Below are 18586 nucleotides of genomic sequence, written 5' to 3' on the forward strand. Positions count from 1 at the left end.
CGAAGTCCTGAGACCTCGGGGGATATATTGTTGCAATTAATTGGGATTAGCCCAGTTCTGCAAAGTACTTGATAGTTCTTACCATCTGAGATGTGTAAGAATTCTCGTTGTCGTACCAAGAAACAACCTGTACCTCGAAGAGGTCATCAGAGATCTTGGAAACCATTGTCTGAGTAGCATCGAACAGAGAACCATATCTCATGCCGATAACGTCAGAAGAAACGATAGGATCGGTGTTGTAACCGAAGCTCTCAGAAGCAGCAGCCTTCATAGCAGCGTTGATGCCGTCAACAGTAACGTCAGCCTTCTTAACAACTGCAGTCAGGATAGTTGTAGAACCTGTAGGAACAGGAACTCTCTGTGCAGAACCGATCAGCTTGCCGTTCAGCTCAGGGATAACCAGACCGATTGCCTTAGCAGCACCTGTGCTGTTAGGAACGATGTTAGCAGCGCCAGCTCTAGCTCTTCTCATATCGCCCTTTCTGTGAGGACCATCGAGGATCATCTGATCGCCGGTGTAAGCGTGGATTGTGCTCATGATACCGCTCTGGATAGGAGCATAGTCGTTCAGAGCCTTAGCCATAGGTGCGAGGCAGTTAGTTGTGCAGGAAGCAGCAGAAATGATCTTGTCATCCTTAGTCAGAGTCTTCTCGTTAACAGAGAAAACGATTGTAGGCAGATCATTGCCTGCAGGAGCAGAGATAACTACCTTCTTAGCGCCAGCGTCGATGTGAGCCTGGCTCTTAGCCTTAGAGCAGTAGAAACCTGTGCACTCCAGAACAACGTCAACGCCCAGCTCGCCCCAAGGCAGCTCAGCAGCGTTAGCCTTTGCATAGATCTGAAGAGTCTTGCCATCAACAGTGATGGTGTTAGCCTCATCATCAGCAGAAACAGTGTGAGTATTCTCACCTATTCTACCACAGTAACCACCCTGAGCGGTGTCGAACTTCAGCAGGTTAGCCAGCATGGAAGGCTTAGTCAGGTCGTTGATAGCAACGATCTCATAACCCTCTGCACCGAACATCTGTCTGAAAGCCAGACGGCCGATACGACCAAAACCATTAATTGCAACTTTTACATTTGCCATTGTATTGTACCTCCTAGAAAAAAATTTCTGAATCTATTATACACCATTTCAGAAAATATTTCAAGCCCTTTTCCAAAAAAACTTATTATTTTTTACATCTTTTCCCGAAAAATGCGCATTACGGCTGATATTTCGGTACAGCATACCAAATTCACATATCATATATAACAAATCACATTATATACATATACCTTTTCACCTGATGCATATCGTTCCCGTACACACAAAAACGTGCGGAAAGCATCAGCTCTCCGCACGTAAATAATCTATTAAACAGGGTGTACCTTGTTGTCAGCGTCGGAATGAGCGCCGTCAACACCGTACTTCTTGTCGCGTCTGTCCTTGAAGAACTTGGGAGCTACCTTCGGGAACATAGCGTAGGTCAGGATATCCTCCTCCTGCTCTGTCCACTCAGCGCATTCCTTCTTCATTGTCTCAAACTCAGGCTTGAGCAGGTCAGCAGGACGGCAGTCGATAGGCTCTTCGCCCTTGAGTATCATCTTGCGGAACTCGGGATCGATAGCCACGGGAGTCTTGCCGTATTCGCCCTTTACAAGACCCTTGAACTCCTTGGTAACGGTCTTGTATCTCTCGCCCATGATAACGTTGAACACAGCCTGTGTACCAACGATCTGGGAAGTAGGAGTAACCAGAGGGGGGAAGCCGGAATCCTTACGAACCTTAGGAACTTCCTTCAGAACGTCCTCAAGCTGATCTGCCTTGCCTGCCTGCTTCAGCTGGCTGAGCAGGTTGGAAAGCATTCCGCCGGGAACCTGATACAGAAGTGCGTTCGTATTTGTAGCCAGCATGGAAGGATCCAACAGACCATTGTCGATGTACTTCTTTCTCAGACCCATGAAGTAATCTCTTACTTCGTTCAGCTTAACAAGGTCAAGACCTGTGTCATACTCGGTGCCCTGGAATGTAGCAACGATGGACTCGGTAGGTGCATGAGAAGTACCCAGTGCCAGAGGTGACATAGCGGTATCAACTGCGTCAACACCAGCCTCAACAGCCTTCATGATACACATGGAAGCCAGACCTGAGGTGTAGTGAGTGTGCAGCTGTACAGGTATGGAAACAACAGACTTGATATCTCTAACCAGTGTTTCAGCCTCATAAGGAGTCAGCAGCGCAGCCATATCCTTGATGCAGATGGAGTCAGCGCCTGCCTCCTGGATGCGCTTAGCATAATCCATATAGTACTGATGAGTGAATACTTCACCCAGAGTATAAGAGATAGCTACCTGAGCGTGACCCTTCTCCTTGTTGGCAGCCTTGATAGCTGTCTGGAGGTTTCTGATATCGTTCAGTGCATCGAATATTCTGATGATGTCGATACCGTTAGCAATAGACTTCTGAACAAAGTACTCAACCAGGTCGTCAGCATAGTGACGGTAACCCAGCATATTCTGTCCTCTGAACAGCATCTGCAGCTTGGTATTGGGCATTTCCTTTCTGAGTGTCCTCAGTCTCTCCCAGGGATCCTCATTAAGAAAACGTATGCAGGAATCAAATGTAGCACCGCCCCAGCACTCGGCGGAATAGAAACCTATCTTGTCCATTGCGGAGAGGATCGGCTTCATATCGTCCATAGACATTCTCGTTGCCAGCAGAGACTGATGAGCGTCACGGAGAACTGTCTCGGTAATTTTAAGCTTAGCCATTATATATCGTTCCTTTCAGTGATAAGATGTCATCAGCCGATAACAGCCAGAACTGCGCCTGTATCAACCTGTGAACCCTTTGTAGCATTGATGCTCAGGACCTTGCCTGCTACAGGAGCATTGATGTCGTTCTCCATCTTCATAGCTTCAAGCACTACGATAGCCTGACCTGCTGTAACTGTATCGCCAACAGCTACCTTTATATCAAGTACGTTGCCGGGCATAGGAGCAGTTACCTTTGTACCCTCAACATTAGCTGCGGGAGCAGCAGCGGGTGCAGGTGCAGCAGCGGGCTTTGCAGCAGGTGCGGGAGCAGCAGCCACAGGAGCAGCAGCGTCAGCGCCTACCTCCTCAACAGCTACATCATAAGCCTTACCGTTAACAGTGATATTATATCTTTTCATAACTATACCGTCCTTTACAATTAATTACTTATTAAAGCTGGATATTGCTGTGCTTCTTGGGCAGTCTGGATATCCTCTTGCCGCTCATCATAGCCAGAGCGTCAACAACAGCTGTTCTCAGCTGAGAAACATCAACGATGCCGTCTACCAGACCGTTCACAGCAGCATTTGCTGCGCTTGCCTGAGTCTTTGCAAACTCATCAGCCAGTGCCTGTCTTGCAGAAGCAAGATCGGATGCGCCTGCAAGCTTGTCATGCTCCATGAACTCAACAGCGGTAACGGGGTCAAGTGCGGAGATAACAGCTGTGGGCAGAGCATATGCAACATCAGCATTTGCGCCCTTGCCTGCAAGTGCTATATAAGCTGCGCCGTAAGCCTTGCCTGTAACTACGGATACCTTAGCGGTGGTAGCCTCAGCGTAAGCGTGAGCCAGCTTGCTCATGCTCTTTACAGCGCCTGCAGCCTCGGTCTCATCGTTTCCTGCGAAGCCCTCGGTATCAACGAAGGTAACTACAGGAACAGCGAAAGCATCACAGGTACGAACGAATCTTGCGAGCTTAGCGCAGTCGTCCTCTGTCAGCTTGTCCTTAGTCTTGTTAGTTGCAGCAACACCAACAGTCTCGCCGTTTACAGTTGCCAGAGCTGTATAAGCAGCACCGCCGAAGCCCTCGCTGAGTTCGATAACGCTGTCAGCATCGAAAACAGCCTTTGTCAGGCTCTCGATATCGCTGCCTGCAGCAGCAGCGGGCTCTTCATACTCATATACGGGTACAGGAGAAAGGTTGTTTGCAGGAAGCTTCAGCAGGATAGCTCTCGCCTTCTCAACAGCAGCCTTATCATCATCGCAAACAGCACATACCGTGCCGTTTGCAGCAGCATTTTCAGCAGAACCGTTGCTCTTAGCATTGGGAGCGGCATACAAGCTTGCGTCCTTAGCCATTACAACGAAATCAGCAGCCTCAGCCAGCAGTGCGGCAGTGCCGGAGCATACGCCTGCTACAACAGCTATCTGGGGTACAACACCGGAAAGATTAGCAGTCCACAGCATCAGCTCGCCGTAAGCTCTCAGTGCAGCAGCGCTGTCATTGACATCAGCGCCGTAAGAATCGTAAATACCTACAACAGGAGTACCTGTCTTGGCAGCCAGATCATAGATCTTAGCTATCTTTCTTGCGCCTGCCTCGGTCATAGCGCCGCTCTTAACGGAAACATCCTGAGAGAACGCATAGACAGGTTCGCCGTCAGCATAGCCGTAGGCAGTTATAACGCCCGCAGCCTCGCCCGCGAAAGCGTCAAGCTCGGTAAATTTTCCTTCATCAAACAGATATGTCAGCCTTGTTCTCGCAGCGCTGTCAGCGATAAGCGCCTGAAGCTCTGCCAGAGACTTTTTTGTTTCAGACATACAGTTTCCTCCAATCGATTTAATTTGCGGGATAAAAAACTTACATAATATAGTTTTTATCATAATTACACGGATACCATTATAACATTTATCTTCCAACTTTTCAAGCCCGAATCTGCGAAAAAACCTCTTTTTACTTTTTGTTAACATTTCGATAAATATTGATACAAATTCAAAGCTGATTTTTAACTTTTCATACCTCATAATGACATTAATTTTTATTGACAACCGCTGAAATAAATGCTATACTATTCCTCAATAAAGAAATACTTCAAAACAAAAGAACAGCAAAACAGACAACAAACGAGGAGTGCATACAAATGGAGATACTGAAAATGCTGGCTGCGCCGCTGATAGGTGCGGTCATTGGTTATTTTACGAACTTTATCGCGGTGAAGATGCTTTTCTTCCCTCATCACGAGGTATATCTGCTGGGACACCGCGTTCCCTTCACCCCGGGTGCCATACCCAAGGGCAAACCTCGTCTTGCAAAAGCTGTGGGCAGGGTCGTTGGCAATGAGCTTGTCACAAAAGACGACATCAAAGCAAAGCTTCTGGGGGGCGAGATCGAAGAACGCATAACAGGGGCTATAACGCAGGAGCTTTCAAACAATATCCGTGATGAGATATGCAAGCTGACAAAATGCTCCGATGAGACCTACGCAGAGGGCAGTTCAAAGCTCAGCGAGATGCTGAGCCGCCAGATAGTCGATGAACTTTCGGCTTCTCAGCTGCCCGAGATAGTTGTTAATAAATGCAACGATTCCATCGAAGAAAAGCTGAGTAATACCATGTTCGCAAAGCTTATCCCCGAGGAGAAGATACAATCTTTCACCGCCCCACTGGTCGGCAAGATACGTTCTATGATCGACCGCGACGGAATGGACTGTGTGAAGCCTGTCATTGAGAACAAGATCTCGGATATCAGCGAGAAAAGCGGACTTGAACTGCTTGAACTGATAAATGTAGATGAGGCCCGCCTTACAGAAATGGCAGGAAAAGTCTACCGCAGTGCCGTTAACAACTACATCGACAAGCTTTTTGAAAAGCTGGATTTTGCAGTAATGGTGGAAGACAAGATCAACGATATGTCCGTTGAAAAAATGGAAGACCTTGTGCAGACTGTAATGAAAAAGGAACTGAGCACCATAGTAAACCTCGGTGCGCTGATAGGTTTCGTCCTCGGACTTTTCAACCTTATCCTGAAATGACAAATAAATTCAGACAAGATAAATGGGATGACCGCTGTAATGGTCATCCCATATTTTTTATCCGATAGTTCCACGCCTATTGACAGACCAAATATCTCATGTTAGAATAGAATGATAATTTCTAATACTACCGAAACGAGGCATACCGATGAATATCACATATATCCACGAACCCACCGACCTTCAGTGCGGGCAGGCTGTGCTTGCTATGGTACTGGGACTTTCCGTCGAACAAGTGGTAAGCGACCTGAACAACGACCGCGAGACCACTCTAAAAGAAATGAAATCATATCTGCGAAGCCACGGCGCGTGGATATCCGATGAGCGCGTACCAGTCACAGACAAAGAACAGCTCCCGACCCTGTGTATGCTCAGCCTTGAAACTCCAAGATGCTGGCACTGGTCGCTTTACTGTGAGGGGACTTTCTACGACCCCGAACACGGAGTGATGTCGGATTTTCCCGCCTCAAACCGCCGCTACTACTGGCAGATAAAGCTCTGATGAAATACTAAAACAAACGGAGAACAGCCGTACAAAAAAGTACAGCCGTTCTCCGATTTTTGTTTTATTGTGATCATATCAGGTCTTGTTGCCCGCGAACTGTGTACGATAAAGCTCGTAGTAACAGCCTTTCTGGGCGATAAGTTCCTCGTGTCTTCCCTTTTCGGCGACCTTTCCGCCGTCGATGACGACTATCATATCAGCATCGCGTATGGTTGAAAGACGATGTGCGATTATCAGCGATGTGCGGTTCTTCATCAGTGCCACCATAGCGGACTGTATGTGCATCTCCGTTCTGGTATCAACGCTGGATGTGGCTTCATCGAGAATAAGTATCTTGGGGTCTGCAAGAACTGCCCTTGCTATGGCAAGAAGCTGTCTTTGTCCCTGAGATAGATTCGAGCCGCCCTCAGCAAGCTGAGTTTTGTATCCCTCTGGCAGATGCCTTATAAACGCATCTGCATTTGCATGAGCCGCTGCACGGCGCACAGCTTCATCAGGAGCATCTTCCTTGCCGTAACGGATATTCTCCTCGATACTGCCCTTGAAAAGCACAGTATCCTGCAAAACTATACCGACCGACTTTCTCAGCTCGTCCATGCGCATATCCCTGATATCTACGCCGTCAACGGTTATGCGGCCGCTGTCGGCTTCATAGAATCTGGTCAGCAGATTTACAACAGTGGTCTTGCCCGAACCTGTCGCGCCAACTATTGCTATCTTCATACCCTGTGCAATATCGAGATCAAGCCCTTTTAGCACAGGCTTCTCGGGATCATAGCTGAAATGTATGTCCTCGAACTTTATCTCGCCGCGAATGTCCTCAGCTGTCATGGCGTTTGTGCCCTCGTCCGTTTCGGGAGGAGTTTCCATTACCTCAAAAATACGCTCGGCACCTGCGATGGCAGTCTGGATATTCGCATACTGGTTCGCAATCTCATTTATTGGTCTTGAAAACTGCTTTGAGTAGAGTATGAACGCCTGTATCGTGCCCACGGTTATCCAGCCTTTATAGCTGAACCATCCGCCAAATGCTGCTATCATAACAAAGCCGAAGTTTCCTATGCAGTTCATCAGCGGACCCATAACGCCCGCACATATCTGCGCACGGATACCCGTCCTGCGCAGTTCATCGCTCATAACGTTAAAATCCTCAACAGCCGCCTGTTCCTTTGAGTAAGAAACAACAGTGCGGTGTCCCGTGACCATCTCTTCAACATGACCGTTCAGCTTGCCCAGTATTATCTGCTGTTTCAGGAAATATCTGCGCATATACTTGGTCATCTTTGCCGATACGAAAACAGTCAGCACTACGGTAGAAAGTGATATCAGCGTAAGCAGCGGCGAGTAGGTCAGCATTATTATTATAGAACCCACGACCGTCAGTACACCCGATATCAGTGAGCCTATGGACTGCGAAACCGTGTTTGAGATATTCTCAACATCGTTGGTCATACGGCTCATTATGTCACCGTGGCGGTGAGTATCAAAGTACTTTATCGGAAGTTTGACAAGGTCGCCGAAGAGGTCGCGCCTCATGGTCGATACCGTCTTCTGTGAAAGCCTTGCGGAGAATATCCCCTGCATATACGAGAATACCGAGTTCAGCAGATAAACTGTGCCAAGGGCTATAAGTATCTTAATGAGCTTTTCGGTATCAACATTCAGCTTCTTATCATCAAGGGTTATGCAGTCTATGGCTATCTGCTGGATGTACGGTGCAGCCAGACCAAGCAGAGTTATCATCAGCATAACAGCCATAAGCCCGAAGAACAGGTATTTGCTCCTGCCGATGTATCTCAGCAGCTTGCCCAGAGTTTCACGTGCGTTTTTGGGCTTTTCTGCGTTTATCAGAGCAGACTGTCTTCCGCCGAGCTGCTGCTTGCCGTTCGGATTTGGTGGCATAGGGGGCATTATGCTTCACCTCCCTGAGTTTTTATCTGCGAGTTGTAAATATCTCTGTAGACCTCGCAGTTTTTCAGCAGTGCGTCATGGCTGTCACAGCCCACTATCCTGCCGCGGTCAAGAACCACTATCCTGTCACAGCTTTTTACACTGGCGATACGCTGTGCGATGGTTATGACCGTTGTGCCTTTGAGCCTTTCTCTCAGCTGAGCTCTCAGCCTTGCTTCCGTGCCCAGGTCAAGGGCAGATGTCGAATCGTCAAATATAAGTATCTCGGGCTTTTTCAGTACCGCTCTCGCTATGGACATACGCTGTTTCTGTCCGCCCGAAAGTGATGCGCCTTTTTCCGCTATCATGCTGTCGTAGCCATCGGGCATACGGCTTATGAATTCGTCAGCCTGAGCTATCTTCGCCGCGCCGATGACTTCCTCATCGGTGGCATCGTCTTTGCCCCAGCGGATATTTTCAGCTACCGTAGCAGAGAAAAGCTCGCTCTTCTGCAAAACTATGCCCACCCTTTGTCTGAGATCTTCCAGTCCAAATTCACGGACATTTACACCATCCACCAGAACTTCGCCTTGGTCAGCATCGTAAAAGCGGGGTATCAGGTTCACCAGCGATGATTTGCCCGAACCTGTGGCACCGAGGATCGCTATGTTCTCCCCAGCTGCGATATCAAGGTCAATGTCCGTAAGCACAGGCTCACCGCTGGATTCGGGATATGCAAAGGTAACGTCCCTGAATGTAACTGTACCTTTTTTAGTACCGATATCTCCGCCGTTGCCGTCCTTTATAACAGGCTCGGTATCAAGCACCTCGTTGATACGCTTTGCAGACGCGCTCGCCCTTGCCATGGTCTGGAACATCATGGAGATCATCATAATACCGTGGAGCACCTGAGTGAGATAGGTTATAGCCGCCATTACTTCGCCGACTTTCATCTCCTTAGCCTGGACCTGCCAGCCGCCGATGTATATGACCGCTATCACCGAGAGGTTCATTATCACCATAAGTATCGGCGAAAGCAGTGCCATAAGCTCCTGTACTTTCAGGTTAGCTACGGTAAGACCCATATTTGCGCCCTCAAAACGCTCCTGCTCGTGCTTTTCACGTACATACGCCTTTACCACTCTGGCACCTGTGACATTCTCCTGCATAACGGAGTTCACGCTGTCCAGCCGACTTGCAACTACGGCATAAAGCGGATTTGCCTTGCGCATTATCAGTATAACGATAAGAGCTTCAACAGGCAGCGCCACTGCGATTATCGTGCCGAAGCTCCTTGCAAGGGTCAGCATCATTATTATGCCGCCGATGAACATTATTATGTTTCGCACGAATCCTCGTATGAGAAAATCCACCATCTGCTGTATCGCAGTAACATCGGCGGTTATCCTTGTTACCAGCGAACCTGTGGTGAATTTATCCGTCTGCTGGAATGACAGCCCCATCACACGTTTGAAGAGGTCATTCCTCACATCTCTCGAAAATCCCTGTGAGGCGCACCCCGCAAAAAACGCAGATGCCGAGCCGCAGAGAGCTCCGAAAATAACGGTACACAGCATTAATATGCCCGTTCTTATTATCAACCCGTAATCACTGCCCAGAACACCATCGTCCACTATTTTGGACATAAGCTTTGGCTGGAGCAGGTCCATGGATACTTCTCCCACCATGCTGATGGGTGCCAGCAGTACAAAAGGCAGATATGGTCTTATGTATTTTGCAAGCTTCACTTATCTTCCTCCTCCAGCAGATTTTTCAGTATTTTCCGCATTGTCGCCGTCATGGCATCAAGCTCCTCCTGCGGTATGCCTTTCACCATATCAGCGTCCGCTCCGCGGAATATGCTTCGCACCTGACCGACTTTTTCGCGTCCCTCGTCTGTAAGGTAGACTTTCACCTGACGCATATCCTCGGTATCGGCTTCACGACGGACAAGTCCCTCGCTTTCCATCTTGCCCAGCGCCACAGAAACAGTGGGTGCTGTAAGATGAGTGCGCTGAACCAGCTGAAGCTGTGTCGCGCCCTCATTCTGGAAAAGCTCCATCAGAAGCTTGTGATGCCCGTGGGATATCCCGCAGCGTTCACATTCGCGCCTTACGCGGTGCATAAACAGCCGCGAGATGTCATTGATGAACATCGACGGCTTTGCATCGGGTCTTTCAAGCAGCATACGCGGCATTTTTGTGTGATCGTTTTTGTGACCCATCAACTCTCCTCCTATATTAGTTAGTTTACTAACTAATAATATCACTGCGCAAGAAATTTGTCAACCGTATTTCATGATTTTTCCCGTCACGCCGAAAAATTTCTTCAAACCACTTGATTTTTCTGAAAAAGTATGCTATAATAATTAAGCTGTTTTAATACAGTACGCAGATGTACCCAAGTGGCTGAAGGGTCCGCACTCGAAATGCGGTAGGGCGGTAATACCGTCGCGAGAGTTCAAATCTCTCCATCTGCGCTCTATAATGCTCTCTTGCAGGATATGTGAGAGAGCTTTTCTTTTTTTATTCTTCATCGATTTAACCAGAAAAAATTCAGACAAACACAGAAAAATAATCACAAAAAGGATTGATTATCCGTTTCAACTGTGATATAATAGAATGGTATCATCATGATCAGCGATAATCTCTATGGCATATCCGCTGCATCAGAACATTTGGATATACTTATCTAAAACAGAAAGGTTCGAGGTGTTTCATTATGAAGAAGATCATTTCAGGCAAGGTAAGAGAGGTATACGAAACAGACGGCGGCGAGCTTATCATGGTCACCACCGACAGGATCTCCGCATTCGATGTTATTCTTGATTCCACCATACCCAACAAGGGCAAGGCGCTGAATCAGATAGCACTTTACTGGTTCGACCTTACAAAGGATATCGTTCCCAACCACATCATCACAGACGATATCTCCAAAATGCCTGCTGAAATATCACAGGATAAGGAGCAGTACGAGGGCAGAACTATCATGTCCAAGAAGCTGAAGATGCTCCCCTACGAGTTCATTGTAAGAGGCTATATGTTCGGCAGTATGTGGGGCGAATACCAGAAGACCAAGACATTCTGCGGTCAGCCCGTTGAAGGCGAATATCAGCTTGCTGAAAAGCTTGCTCAGCCTATGGTAACACCTTCCGTTAAGAATAATGAGGGTCACGACGAGAACATCACTCTCGACAGACTCAGAGCTGAGATCGGTGCTGAAGAAGCTGACAGGATCGCTGATATCTGCGTTAAGATCTACAACAAGTGCTATGAGGACGCTCAGAAGAAGGGTCTTATCATCGCTGACACCAAGTTTGAATTCGGTTACGATGAGAACGGCGTTCTTACCCTGGGTGATGAGGTAATGACTCCCGATTCCAGCCGTTTCTGGGCAGCTGAGGATTACAAGACAGGCGTATCTCCCAGATCTTACGACAAGCAGTTCGTTCGTGACTGGCTCATCGAGAACAACCTCAACGGTGTTACACCCGCTCCCAAGCTCCCCGAGGAGATCGCAGAGAAAACCGCTGCTCTCTACAAGGAATGCTACACCAAGATCACAGGCAGAGATTCCTACAAGTAATACAAATATAAAAACAGTCCCGCAGTCAGAAAAGTCTGCGGGACATTATTTTTATTACACTATTTTTTACAAAACAAAAAACCGACATCCATAAAGGATATCGGTCATAAAAGAGCTGCTACCCAGATTCGAACTGGGGACCTCATCCTTACCAAGGATGTGCTCTACCACCTGAGCCATAGCAGCTAACAGTCGGTCGTTTTGATCACTCTCGTCAACCGACTTATATATTATACACCATTTAACTTGATTTGTCAAGTCTTTTTTTCAATTTTTTTATTTTATTTTTTTGAGTCCTTTTGCAGCAGCCGCGATCGTAGTAACATCGGTTATATTTACCTTGTTATCGTGGTTTACGTCCGCTACGCTGAACTGATATTTATCACTGAACATCCTTACCTGCTTAACATAAGCCGCAACAAGTGTAACATCAGTAATGTTTATCTTGCCATCGCCGTTGACATCGCCGTAGGCTCTGAGATCAACATTCTTGAGTTCGGAAGGCATACGCTTGCCAGCCGGAACGTTCTCGATCCTCTTGGTGGCATAACCGGGCTTGCTTATGGTAACATCATAGTAGCCGCGCTCAACATCGGCATAGAACTGACCTCCGCTGACTGTACAGGTCACTTCTTCGTCAGGCGAAGCGCTGCCGTCCTTTTTGTGCCTGTTCAGACTAACGCTGCAGCCTTTAAGAGCCTGAGGGCTTGATGTCTTTTTCTTTTCAATAACATTTCCGCCTATCCTGCGGGTGCCGCCGCTGTAGCCCTCAGTGCTGAAAGTGAAAGTAACCTCAACCTTTTCATTGACAGTCACAGATGATGCATTAAAAGGCGGATCATTCTTGGTCTCACCGAAACTGTTAAATAGCTCTATACGGAAATCATTATTATTCGCACCGTCATCTGCACCGTATACTACGGCATCAGAATTAAATTTGAGAGGCTTGCCATCAACGACAATGCTGTCGACCCTGACTGTACCTATATCAAAATAGCAGTCTTCAAGGTCGATCGCAAGCAAACCTATGCCCTTGATGTTTGAATAGTCGCCCTTACCATCCTTGGGCGTGGTGAATGTCAGAGTATTCTGACCCTCGGATATCGTGATATTGTCCCACGACTGCAGACTGAGGTCTGAACTTGCCAGCGCAGTGCGTACATTATACACTGTCTTTTTTTCAGCAGATACACATACTGCTGTATTTGCGCAAACAGCCAGCGCTGTCAGTAATGATGCTATTGTTTTCTTTTTCATGATAATCCTCCGTTTTTTACACATTTTTCTCTTTTCACAAAGGTGTTCGATTTTGTTGTACCTCTACATTTTACTACATTCGCACCGCTTTGTCAACCTTCTCTATGAAATTGGCAGAAATTGTATACACAACGTTCAAAGAACTTATATAATAGAATAAAAGAAAAACACCCGATAAGCTCAATGCTCATGGGGCGTTTTGTTATTTACCGATATTTCCCGCTCACGCTTTGAAAATACACACCCGCAGTAATCCTGACGGTAAAGTCCGTATATCTCCGAAAGCTCAACTGAACGCTTGTAGCCGTTCTTTTTCTTGAAATCAGCAGGCAGTGCCGCTGTGGGATATATCTGCGCAAGTTCCTCGGATATCTCATTAAGCTTTGCAGCATTTTTGTAGGGCGATATGGAGAGGGTCGTAGTAAAATAGTCCGCACCCAGCTCTTCAGCCAGCTGAGCAGTACGTTCAAGGCGCAAACGATAGCAGGCAAAGCAGCGCTCTCCGCCCTCGGGGATATTTTCAAGCCCCTTTACAGCATCATAAAACTCTTTCGGGTCATAGCCACGCTCCACAAGGGTGATCGGGTTCTTCACCGGAAGCTCCGCGATAAGGCGTTCAAGCTCCTTGACCCTGTGGTCGTACTCCTCGGGCGGGTAGATATTCGGGTTATAGTAAAACACCGTGATACTGAAATACTGCGAGAGATATTCAAGCACATAGGAGGAACAGGGCGCACAGCAGCTGTGCAGCAAAAGCCTCGGCGGCGGAGATGCAGGGTCGAGCCCGCGAATGATATCATCAAGCTTGCGCTGATAATTGATCTTAACTTTCTGTTCCATGTACTTACCTCGCTGATAAAAGATCACTGACTATCCCGAGCAATATCATCGGTCAGTCATATTTCGCTTTAGTGTGTTAATACGAAAATTGACAAAATTGACACAAACTGACACTGTTTTGTCAACTTTTAAAAGCCCTATTTTACGGGGTTTTAGCTGTGTTTTTTAGAAAATTGACAAAGTTGACAGTGGTACGCTCTCTCATGAATTTGATAGCCATAAAAATGTAAAAATAGGAGTTATTATCCAATATATGGTAAATTTATTTTTTAAAGTTTCCGTACTACCCTGTCAATTTTGTGGTGGGAACTATGCTCATAGAGCCGATAAGTAGATTATATCACCCCTGCGCCAACGTGTCAAGGGATGAACAGATCAAAAAAACAGGTGGCAGCACAAATCGCTGTCACCCGAGATCAAAAAATATAAGCCTATCGATCCTCAGGCATGAGAGCATTTATCAGCCCCTGCCTTTCAAAAAGCACACAGCCGCCACCATGCTCACATTCAAGCAGAGTGAAATCGCGTATCCTTGAAAAGAGCGGGGACTTCATCACCTCATCAAAGGTCATGTCCCGAACGTTGCAGTCTGAATAAGGCGCAAATGGACATGGCTCAGCACCGCCGCGGGAATTGATGTGAAAGAAACCTCTGCCCGAAGACAGACACCCTCCCGATGCTTTTTCATCACCGGGAAAGGATATGTACATCATCTCATGATGGTCTTTCCTGAGTTCGGCAAGGCGCAGTGCCATATAGGCGCGTGTTTCCTCATCAGGCGCTATCTCATCTCTGCCGTCAACGGGAACATACTCCACATACACCACGGCTTTGCAGCCTTTTTCATTTAGATCACTGATAAACTCATCGCCGAAGACTTCTTTGACATTCTCTTTAGTCACCGTGACCGACACACCGAAAAGGACGCTGCTGTTTTTAAGTTCCACCATTTTCTCAGTAACTGTGTCATAAACACCGTCACCGCGTCTGCTGTCGGTGGATATCTTCTCGCCCTCAATGCTTATCAGCGGAAAAAGATTCCTGTGCTTGTCAAAAAGCTCCACATATTCGCTGTCTATGACTGTGCCGCTAGTAAAGATGGGGAAAAATAAATTCTTACACCTTGCCGCTGTAAAGATAACATCGCGCCGAAGAAGCGGCTCACCGCCCGCCAGCAGTATAAAATTCACACCGCATTCCGCCGCCTGAACAAAAACATCGAGCCAGTCATTGGCACTGAGGCTCTCCCCCTCCGCATTGTGACAGCTGTTTATCTTAGCATAACAGCCCTCACAGTCCATACCGCAGTCATCGGTCAGACTGCATATCAAAAAGGGCGGCACATGGCTGCCCTTCCTGTTTGAACGTTCTCTTTTCTTTGAAGCTCTCATACATTCGGCTGAAAACTTCAGTATAAACGCACTCGATCTAGGGTCGCGGGCGCTCACACGTATAATATCCCGCATTAAGCGCTCCACGCCCTGAGCCAGAAAGCTTTCCAGCGCGTAGCTGTCCATCTTACAGCACCTCCAGAAGCTTCTTCTCCAGCTTTTCGGGGGTAGTTGCAGAAGCGAAACGCTCCACGACCTCACCCTCACGGTTAACGAGGAACTTAGTGAAATTCCACTTGATATTGTTGCCCAGCACTCCGCCGCGCTTGGATTTCAGTGCGGTGTACAGCGGCGATTCGTTCTCACCGTTAACGTCGATCTTGGCAAACTGCCTGAAAGTCACGCCGAAATGTGCTGAGCAGAAAGCCATGATCTCTTCCTCGGATTCGGGGGCTTCATTCGCAAACTGGTTGCAGGGGAAATCAAGCACCTCAAACCCTTTGTCCTTGTGCTTCTCGTAAAGTTTTTCCAATCCCTCGTACTGCGGAGTGAATCCGCAGCGCGTTGCGGTGTTGACTACCAGAAGCACTTTGCCCTTGTACTCTGACATACAAACATTGTTACCCTTTGCGTCCTTCACTGTAATATCATATATGCCCATAACAAAACCTCCGTTTCGCGAGTAATTGTTATATTCCTGTTGCTATAATTATATCCGACAGCCTCAAAATATTCAAGTAACTATTGATACTTAATTGTGAATTTTCTCTAAATAATACTAACGTTAACTTAGCGATAAGGTCAAAATGTGCTATACATTCATTGCCATTTGTAGAATATTGATAAAAGTGCCTATCTAGGCGCATTTCTCACTCATTAGGCGATATGTTAAATGATTTGCGAAATAATCTATAGGCAGAATATTAAAATATTAATATATATTACAGCATAATTCGGTAATATTTTTAATATTATCCACCTCTTTTTTACTGTTTTTTCCACCTTTTCAATTAGCCATTCTGACGAAAGAAAGCAGCCACATCTCTGTGACTGCTTTCATAAGATATATATTGAAATATCATACAAGTACCTTTGAGAGAAACTCCTTGAGCCTTGGATTCTGAGGATTTTCAAAGAATTCCTTGGGAGTGTTCTGCTCCATTACATAGCCGTCAGCCATGAACAGCACACGCGATGCCACTTCCCTTGCAAAGCCCATCTCATGAGTTACCACGACCATGGTCATACCTGCGTCAGCAAGCTGTTTCATAAGCTCCAGCACCTCGCCCACCATTTCAGGGTCAAGCGCCGAGGTCGGCTCATCAAAAAGTATAACTTCGGGATTCATAGCCAGCGCTCTTGCTATGGCGATACGCTGTTTCTGTCCACCCGAAAGTCTGGTTGGATACTCGTCTGCCTTATCGGGCAGACCAACCCTTTTCAGAAGCTCTTCAGCCTTTACATCTGCTTCCTCTTTTGTCATAAGTCCCAGCTTTACTGGTGCAAGAGTGATATTCTTCCTGATGGTCAGGTGTGGAAAAAGATTGAAATGCTGGAAAACCATGCCCATGCGCTGTCTGACACGGTCTATCTCCTTTTCGTGCAGCTTAGTGATATCCTTGCCCTCAAAGAGTATCTCGCCCGCCGTAGGCTTCTCCATCAGGTTAAGACAGCGTAAGAATGTGGATTTACCCGAACCCGAAGGTCCGATGATAACGACTTTCTCGCCCTTTTCGATATGTTCATCGATGCCTTTGAGGACATCGATCTCACCAAAACTCTTTTTAAGACCTTTAACGTCTATCATTTGCAGACAGCCTCCTTTCCAGCTTACCCACAAGGAATGTCAGGAACATGACCATCACCAGATATATCGCTGCCACAGAAAGTAGGGGCAAGAACGGGGAAAAGGTCTGTGAACGGATGATATCGCCGCCTTTTGTAAGGTCTGCGATAGCAATATAACCTGCAACAGATGTTTCTTTCAGCAGCACTATGCACTCATTGGCAAGTGCGGGAAGAACTGTCTTCAACGCCTGAGGCATGATGATATATGTCATTGTCTGCCTGTAATTAAGACCCAGACTGCGTCCCGCCTCAATCTGACCGTTGTCGATGCTCATTATGCCGCCGCGTACTATCTCAGCCACATATGCACCCGAGTTTATACCGAATGCGATTATCGCCACAAAGGTTTTTGAAATGTTCACACTGGCGAACACAACAAAATAGATGATGAGCAGCTGAACTACCACAGGGGTGCCGCGTATTACCGTGAGGTATATCCTGCAAAGTATATTCGCAAGCTTCATCTTGCCTGTTTTAAGATATGTACACCTTACGATAGCTATTATAAATCCAAGAAACAATCCCAGCAGAACTGCTGCTCCTGTTATCTCCAGAGTGGTCAGCAGACCATCCCAAAGATACTTCCAGCGGTCCGCTTCAATAAAGTTCTGCTTGAAGCTGTCTATAAAACCCATTTTTTCCTCCAAATTTCAAAGGCTGTCCCACGTTCGGGGACAGCCCGATATTTTTATACAGAGATACTACTTTCTGACCATTATTTCCAGACGAGTATTAGTATAAGGTGTGCTGAACAGAACGTTCTTCTTTCTGTCCTCGGTAACTGACATACCTGCAACACCTACATCTGCCTTGCCCGACTGTACAGCAGGGATAATGGAATCAAATTCCATATCATCGATCTCAAGCTCATAACCCAGCTTCTGGCATACAGCAGTCATCATATCAACATCAAATCCTACGATCTCCTGACCCTCCATATACTCATAGGGAGGGAATCCTGCATTAGTCGCCATTACAAGCTTGCCTTTGCTGGTATCTGCATTCGGATCGGCTTTGAATTTGTTCTCGCCCGCGTTCGCGCCGTCGTAATACTCCTTGATAGTATCCAGCGTGCCGTCAGTCTTAAACTCAGTTAGAACTGTGTTTATCTCGACCTGAAGAGCAGTATTGTCCAGATTCATGCAGATAGCATACTCTTCTTCCGATAATTCTTCACTAAGAAGCTCGATATCATCATTCTTTTTTATAAATTCCTTAGCAGTATCGCTGTCGATTATTACCGCATCCACCTTGCCCTGCTTCAGAGCCTGCACAGCATCTGCATATTTATTGTATCTCTCAACTTTTGCATTTTTAATTACTTCCGGATTACTGGCCAGAGAATCGCCGGTGGTACCCAGCTGTACTCCGATAGTCTTACCCTCAAGATCAGCTTTGGAATGTACTGTATTTTCAGTTGCGGTTTTACCGCAGGCAGTCATAACAGCTGCCGATATAACGATCGCTGCCATTGTTGCAAATATTCTCTTCATTAGATCATATCCTTTCATTAGTTTCACTTTGCTATTATAGCACACAAAATTTCGATATTCAACCTT

At 46.9% G+C, this 18586-nt stretch carries 17 protein-coding genes and 2 tRNA genes; 4 read left to right on the top strand and 15 right to left on the bottom strand.

Going from position 1 to position 18586, the window contains the following annotated elements; all coding sequences use genetic code 11:
* Positions 1-46: 46 nt before the first annotated feature.
* The 4 genes from gap to BMY75_RS14140 form a co-directional block, all read right to left on the bottom strand.
* Positions 47-1087 (bottom strand): type I glyceraldehyde-3-phosphate dehydrogenase, encoded by a 1041-nt coding sequence (gene gap / locus BMY75_RS14125; RefSeq protein ID WP_074834949.1) that lies wholly within the window; start codon positions 1085-1087, stop codon positions 47-49.
* Between the two features lie 269 nt (positions 1088-1356).
* Entirely contained in the window at positions 1357-2754 is a 1398-nt protein-coding gene (locus BMY75_RS14130) for an oxaloacetate decarboxylase subunit alpha (protein ID WP_074834953.1), read from the bottom strand.
* Positions 2755-2786: 32 nt separating this feature from the next.
* Positions 2787-3158 (bottom strand): biotin/lipoyl-containing protein, encoded by a 372-nt coding sequence (locus tag BMY75_RS14135; RefSeq protein WP_037284343.1) that lies wholly within the window; start codon positions 3156-3158, stop codon positions 2787-2789.
* Positions 3159-3189: 31 nt separating this feature from the next.
* Positions 3190-4560 carry a carboxyl transferase domain-containing protein gene (locus BMY75_RS14140; protein WP_074834956.1) on the bottom strand — a complete coding sequence of 457 codons (1371 nt, stop codon included), beginning with the start codon at positions 4558-4560 and terminating at the stop codon, positions 3190-3192.
* Between the two features lie 320 nt (positions 4561-4880).
* Between BMY75_RS14140 and BMY75_RS14145 the strand changes: the two genes are divergently transcribed.
* Together BMY75_RS14145 and BMY75_RS14150 are read left to right on the top strand one after the other, a co-directional pair.
* On the top strand, positions 4881-5771 hold the full coding sequence (locus BMY75_RS14145; RefSeq protein ID WP_074834958.1) for a DUF445 domain-containing protein: 891 nt from the start codon (positions 4881-4883) through the stop codon (positions 5769-5771).
* A gap of 148 nt (positions 5772-5919) precedes the next feature.
* Positions 5920-6273 (top strand): hypothetical protein, encoded by a 354-nt coding sequence (locus BMY75_RS14150; RefSeq protein ID WP_074834961.1) that lies wholly within the window; start codon positions 5920-5922, stop codon positions 6271-6273.
* Positions 6274-6351: 78 nt separating this feature from the next.
* Here BMY75_RS14150 and BMY75_RS14155 read toward each other — a convergent pair whose 3' ends face one another.
* From BMY75_RS14155 to BMY75_RS14165, 3 genes are read right to left on the bottom strand one after another with little or no spacing between them, the layout of a single operon-like run.
* Positions 6352-8187 (bottom strand): ABC transporter ATP-binding protein, encoded by a 1836-nt coding sequence (locus BMY75_RS14155; RefSeq protein ID WP_074834964.1) that lies wholly within the window; start codon positions 8185-8187, stop codon positions 6352-6354.
* The gene (locus BMY75_RS14160) at positions 8187-9914 is read right to left on the bottom strand and encodes an ABC transporter ATP-binding protein (protein ID WP_170844312.1); all 1728 of its coding nucleotides are present in this window, start codon (positions 9912-9914) and stop codon (positions 8187-8189) included. The genes BMY75_RS14155 and BMY75_RS14160 overlap by 1 nt, the downstream gene beginning before the upstream one ends.
* Positions 9911-10390, bottom strand: a complete 480-nt coding sequence (locus BMY75_RS14165) for a MarR family winged helix-turn-helix transcriptional regulator (protein WP_074834967.1) — start codon at positions 10388-10390, stop codon at positions 9911-9913. The genes BMY75_RS14160 and BMY75_RS14165 overlap by 4 nt, the downstream gene beginning before the upstream one ends.
* A 166-nt stretch (positions 10391-10556) precedes the next feature.
* On the opposite strand from BMY75_RS14165, the gene BMY75_RS14170 reads away from it, so the two are divergent.
* A tRNA-Ser gene (locus tag BMY75_RS14170) sits at positions 10557-10645 on the top strand.
* Between the two features lie 242 nt (positions 10646-10887).
* On the top strand, positions 10888-11751 hold the full coding sequence (locus tag BMY75_RS14175; RefSeq protein WP_074834971.1) for a phosphoribosylaminoimidazolesuccinocarboxamide synthase: 864 nt from the start codon (positions 10888-10890) through the stop codon (positions 11749-11751).
* Positions 11752-11864: 113 nt separating this feature from the next.
* On the opposite strand, the gene BMY75_RS14180 is transcribed toward BMY75_RS14175, so the two are convergent.
* The 8 genes from BMY75_RS14180 to BMY75_RS14215 form a co-directional block, all read right to left on the bottom strand.
* A tRNA-Thr gene (locus tag BMY75_RS14180) sits at positions 11865-11937 on the bottom strand.
* A 90-nt stretch (positions 11938-12027) separates the two neighbouring features.
* Positions 12028-13008 (bottom strand): dockerin type I repeat-containing protein, encoded by a 981-nt coding sequence (locus tag BMY75_RS18505; protein WP_074834974.1) that lies wholly within the window; start codon positions 13006-13008, stop codon positions 12028-12030.
* Positions 13009-13188: 180 nt separating this feature from the next.
* A complete protein-coding gene (locus BMY75_RS14190) occupies positions 13189-13848 on the bottom strand; it encodes an epoxyqueuosine reductase QueH (RefSeq protein ID WP_074834977.1) in 660 nt (219 codons plus the stop codon).
* A 431-nt stretch (positions 13849-14279) separates the two neighbouring features.
* Complete coding sequence (locus tag BMY75_RS14195; protein ID WP_074834980.1) at positions 14280-15365, bottom strand: radical SAM protein; 1086 nt, start codon at positions 15363-15365, stop codon at positions 14280-14282.
* A gap of 1 nt (position 15366) precedes the next feature.
* Positions 15367-15840: a glutathione peroxidase gene (locus tag BMY75_RS14200; protein WP_074834983.1), complete on the bottom strand. Its 474-nt coding sequence runs from the start codon at positions 15838-15840 to the stop codon at positions 15367-15369.
* 417 nt (positions 15841-16257) lie between these two features.
* Entirely contained in the window at positions 16258-16986 is a 729-nt protein-coding gene (locus BMY75_RS14205) for an amino acid ABC transporter ATP-binding protein (RefSeq protein WP_074834986.1), read from the bottom strand.
* Entirely contained in the window at positions 16973-17662 is a 690-nt protein-coding gene (locus BMY75_RS14210) for an amino acid ABC transporter permease (protein ID WP_074834989.1), read from the bottom strand. Before BMY75_RS14210 ends, BMY75_RS14205 begins: the two co-directional genes overlap by 14 nt.
* A gap of 66 nt (positions 17663-17728) precedes the next feature.
* The gene (locus tag BMY75_RS14215) at positions 17729-18520 is read right to left on the bottom strand and encodes a transporter substrate-binding domain-containing protein (RefSeq protein ID WP_074834991.1); all 792 of its coding nucleotides are present in this window, start codon (positions 18518-18520) and stop codon (positions 17729-17731) included.
* Positions 18521-18586 lie beyond the last annotated feature (66 nt).

This window comes from Hominimerdicola alba (assembly GCF_900109655.1).
Lineage (GTDB): Bacteria > Bacillota > Clostridia > Oscillospirales > Ruminococcaceae > Hominimerdicola > Hominimerdicola alba_B.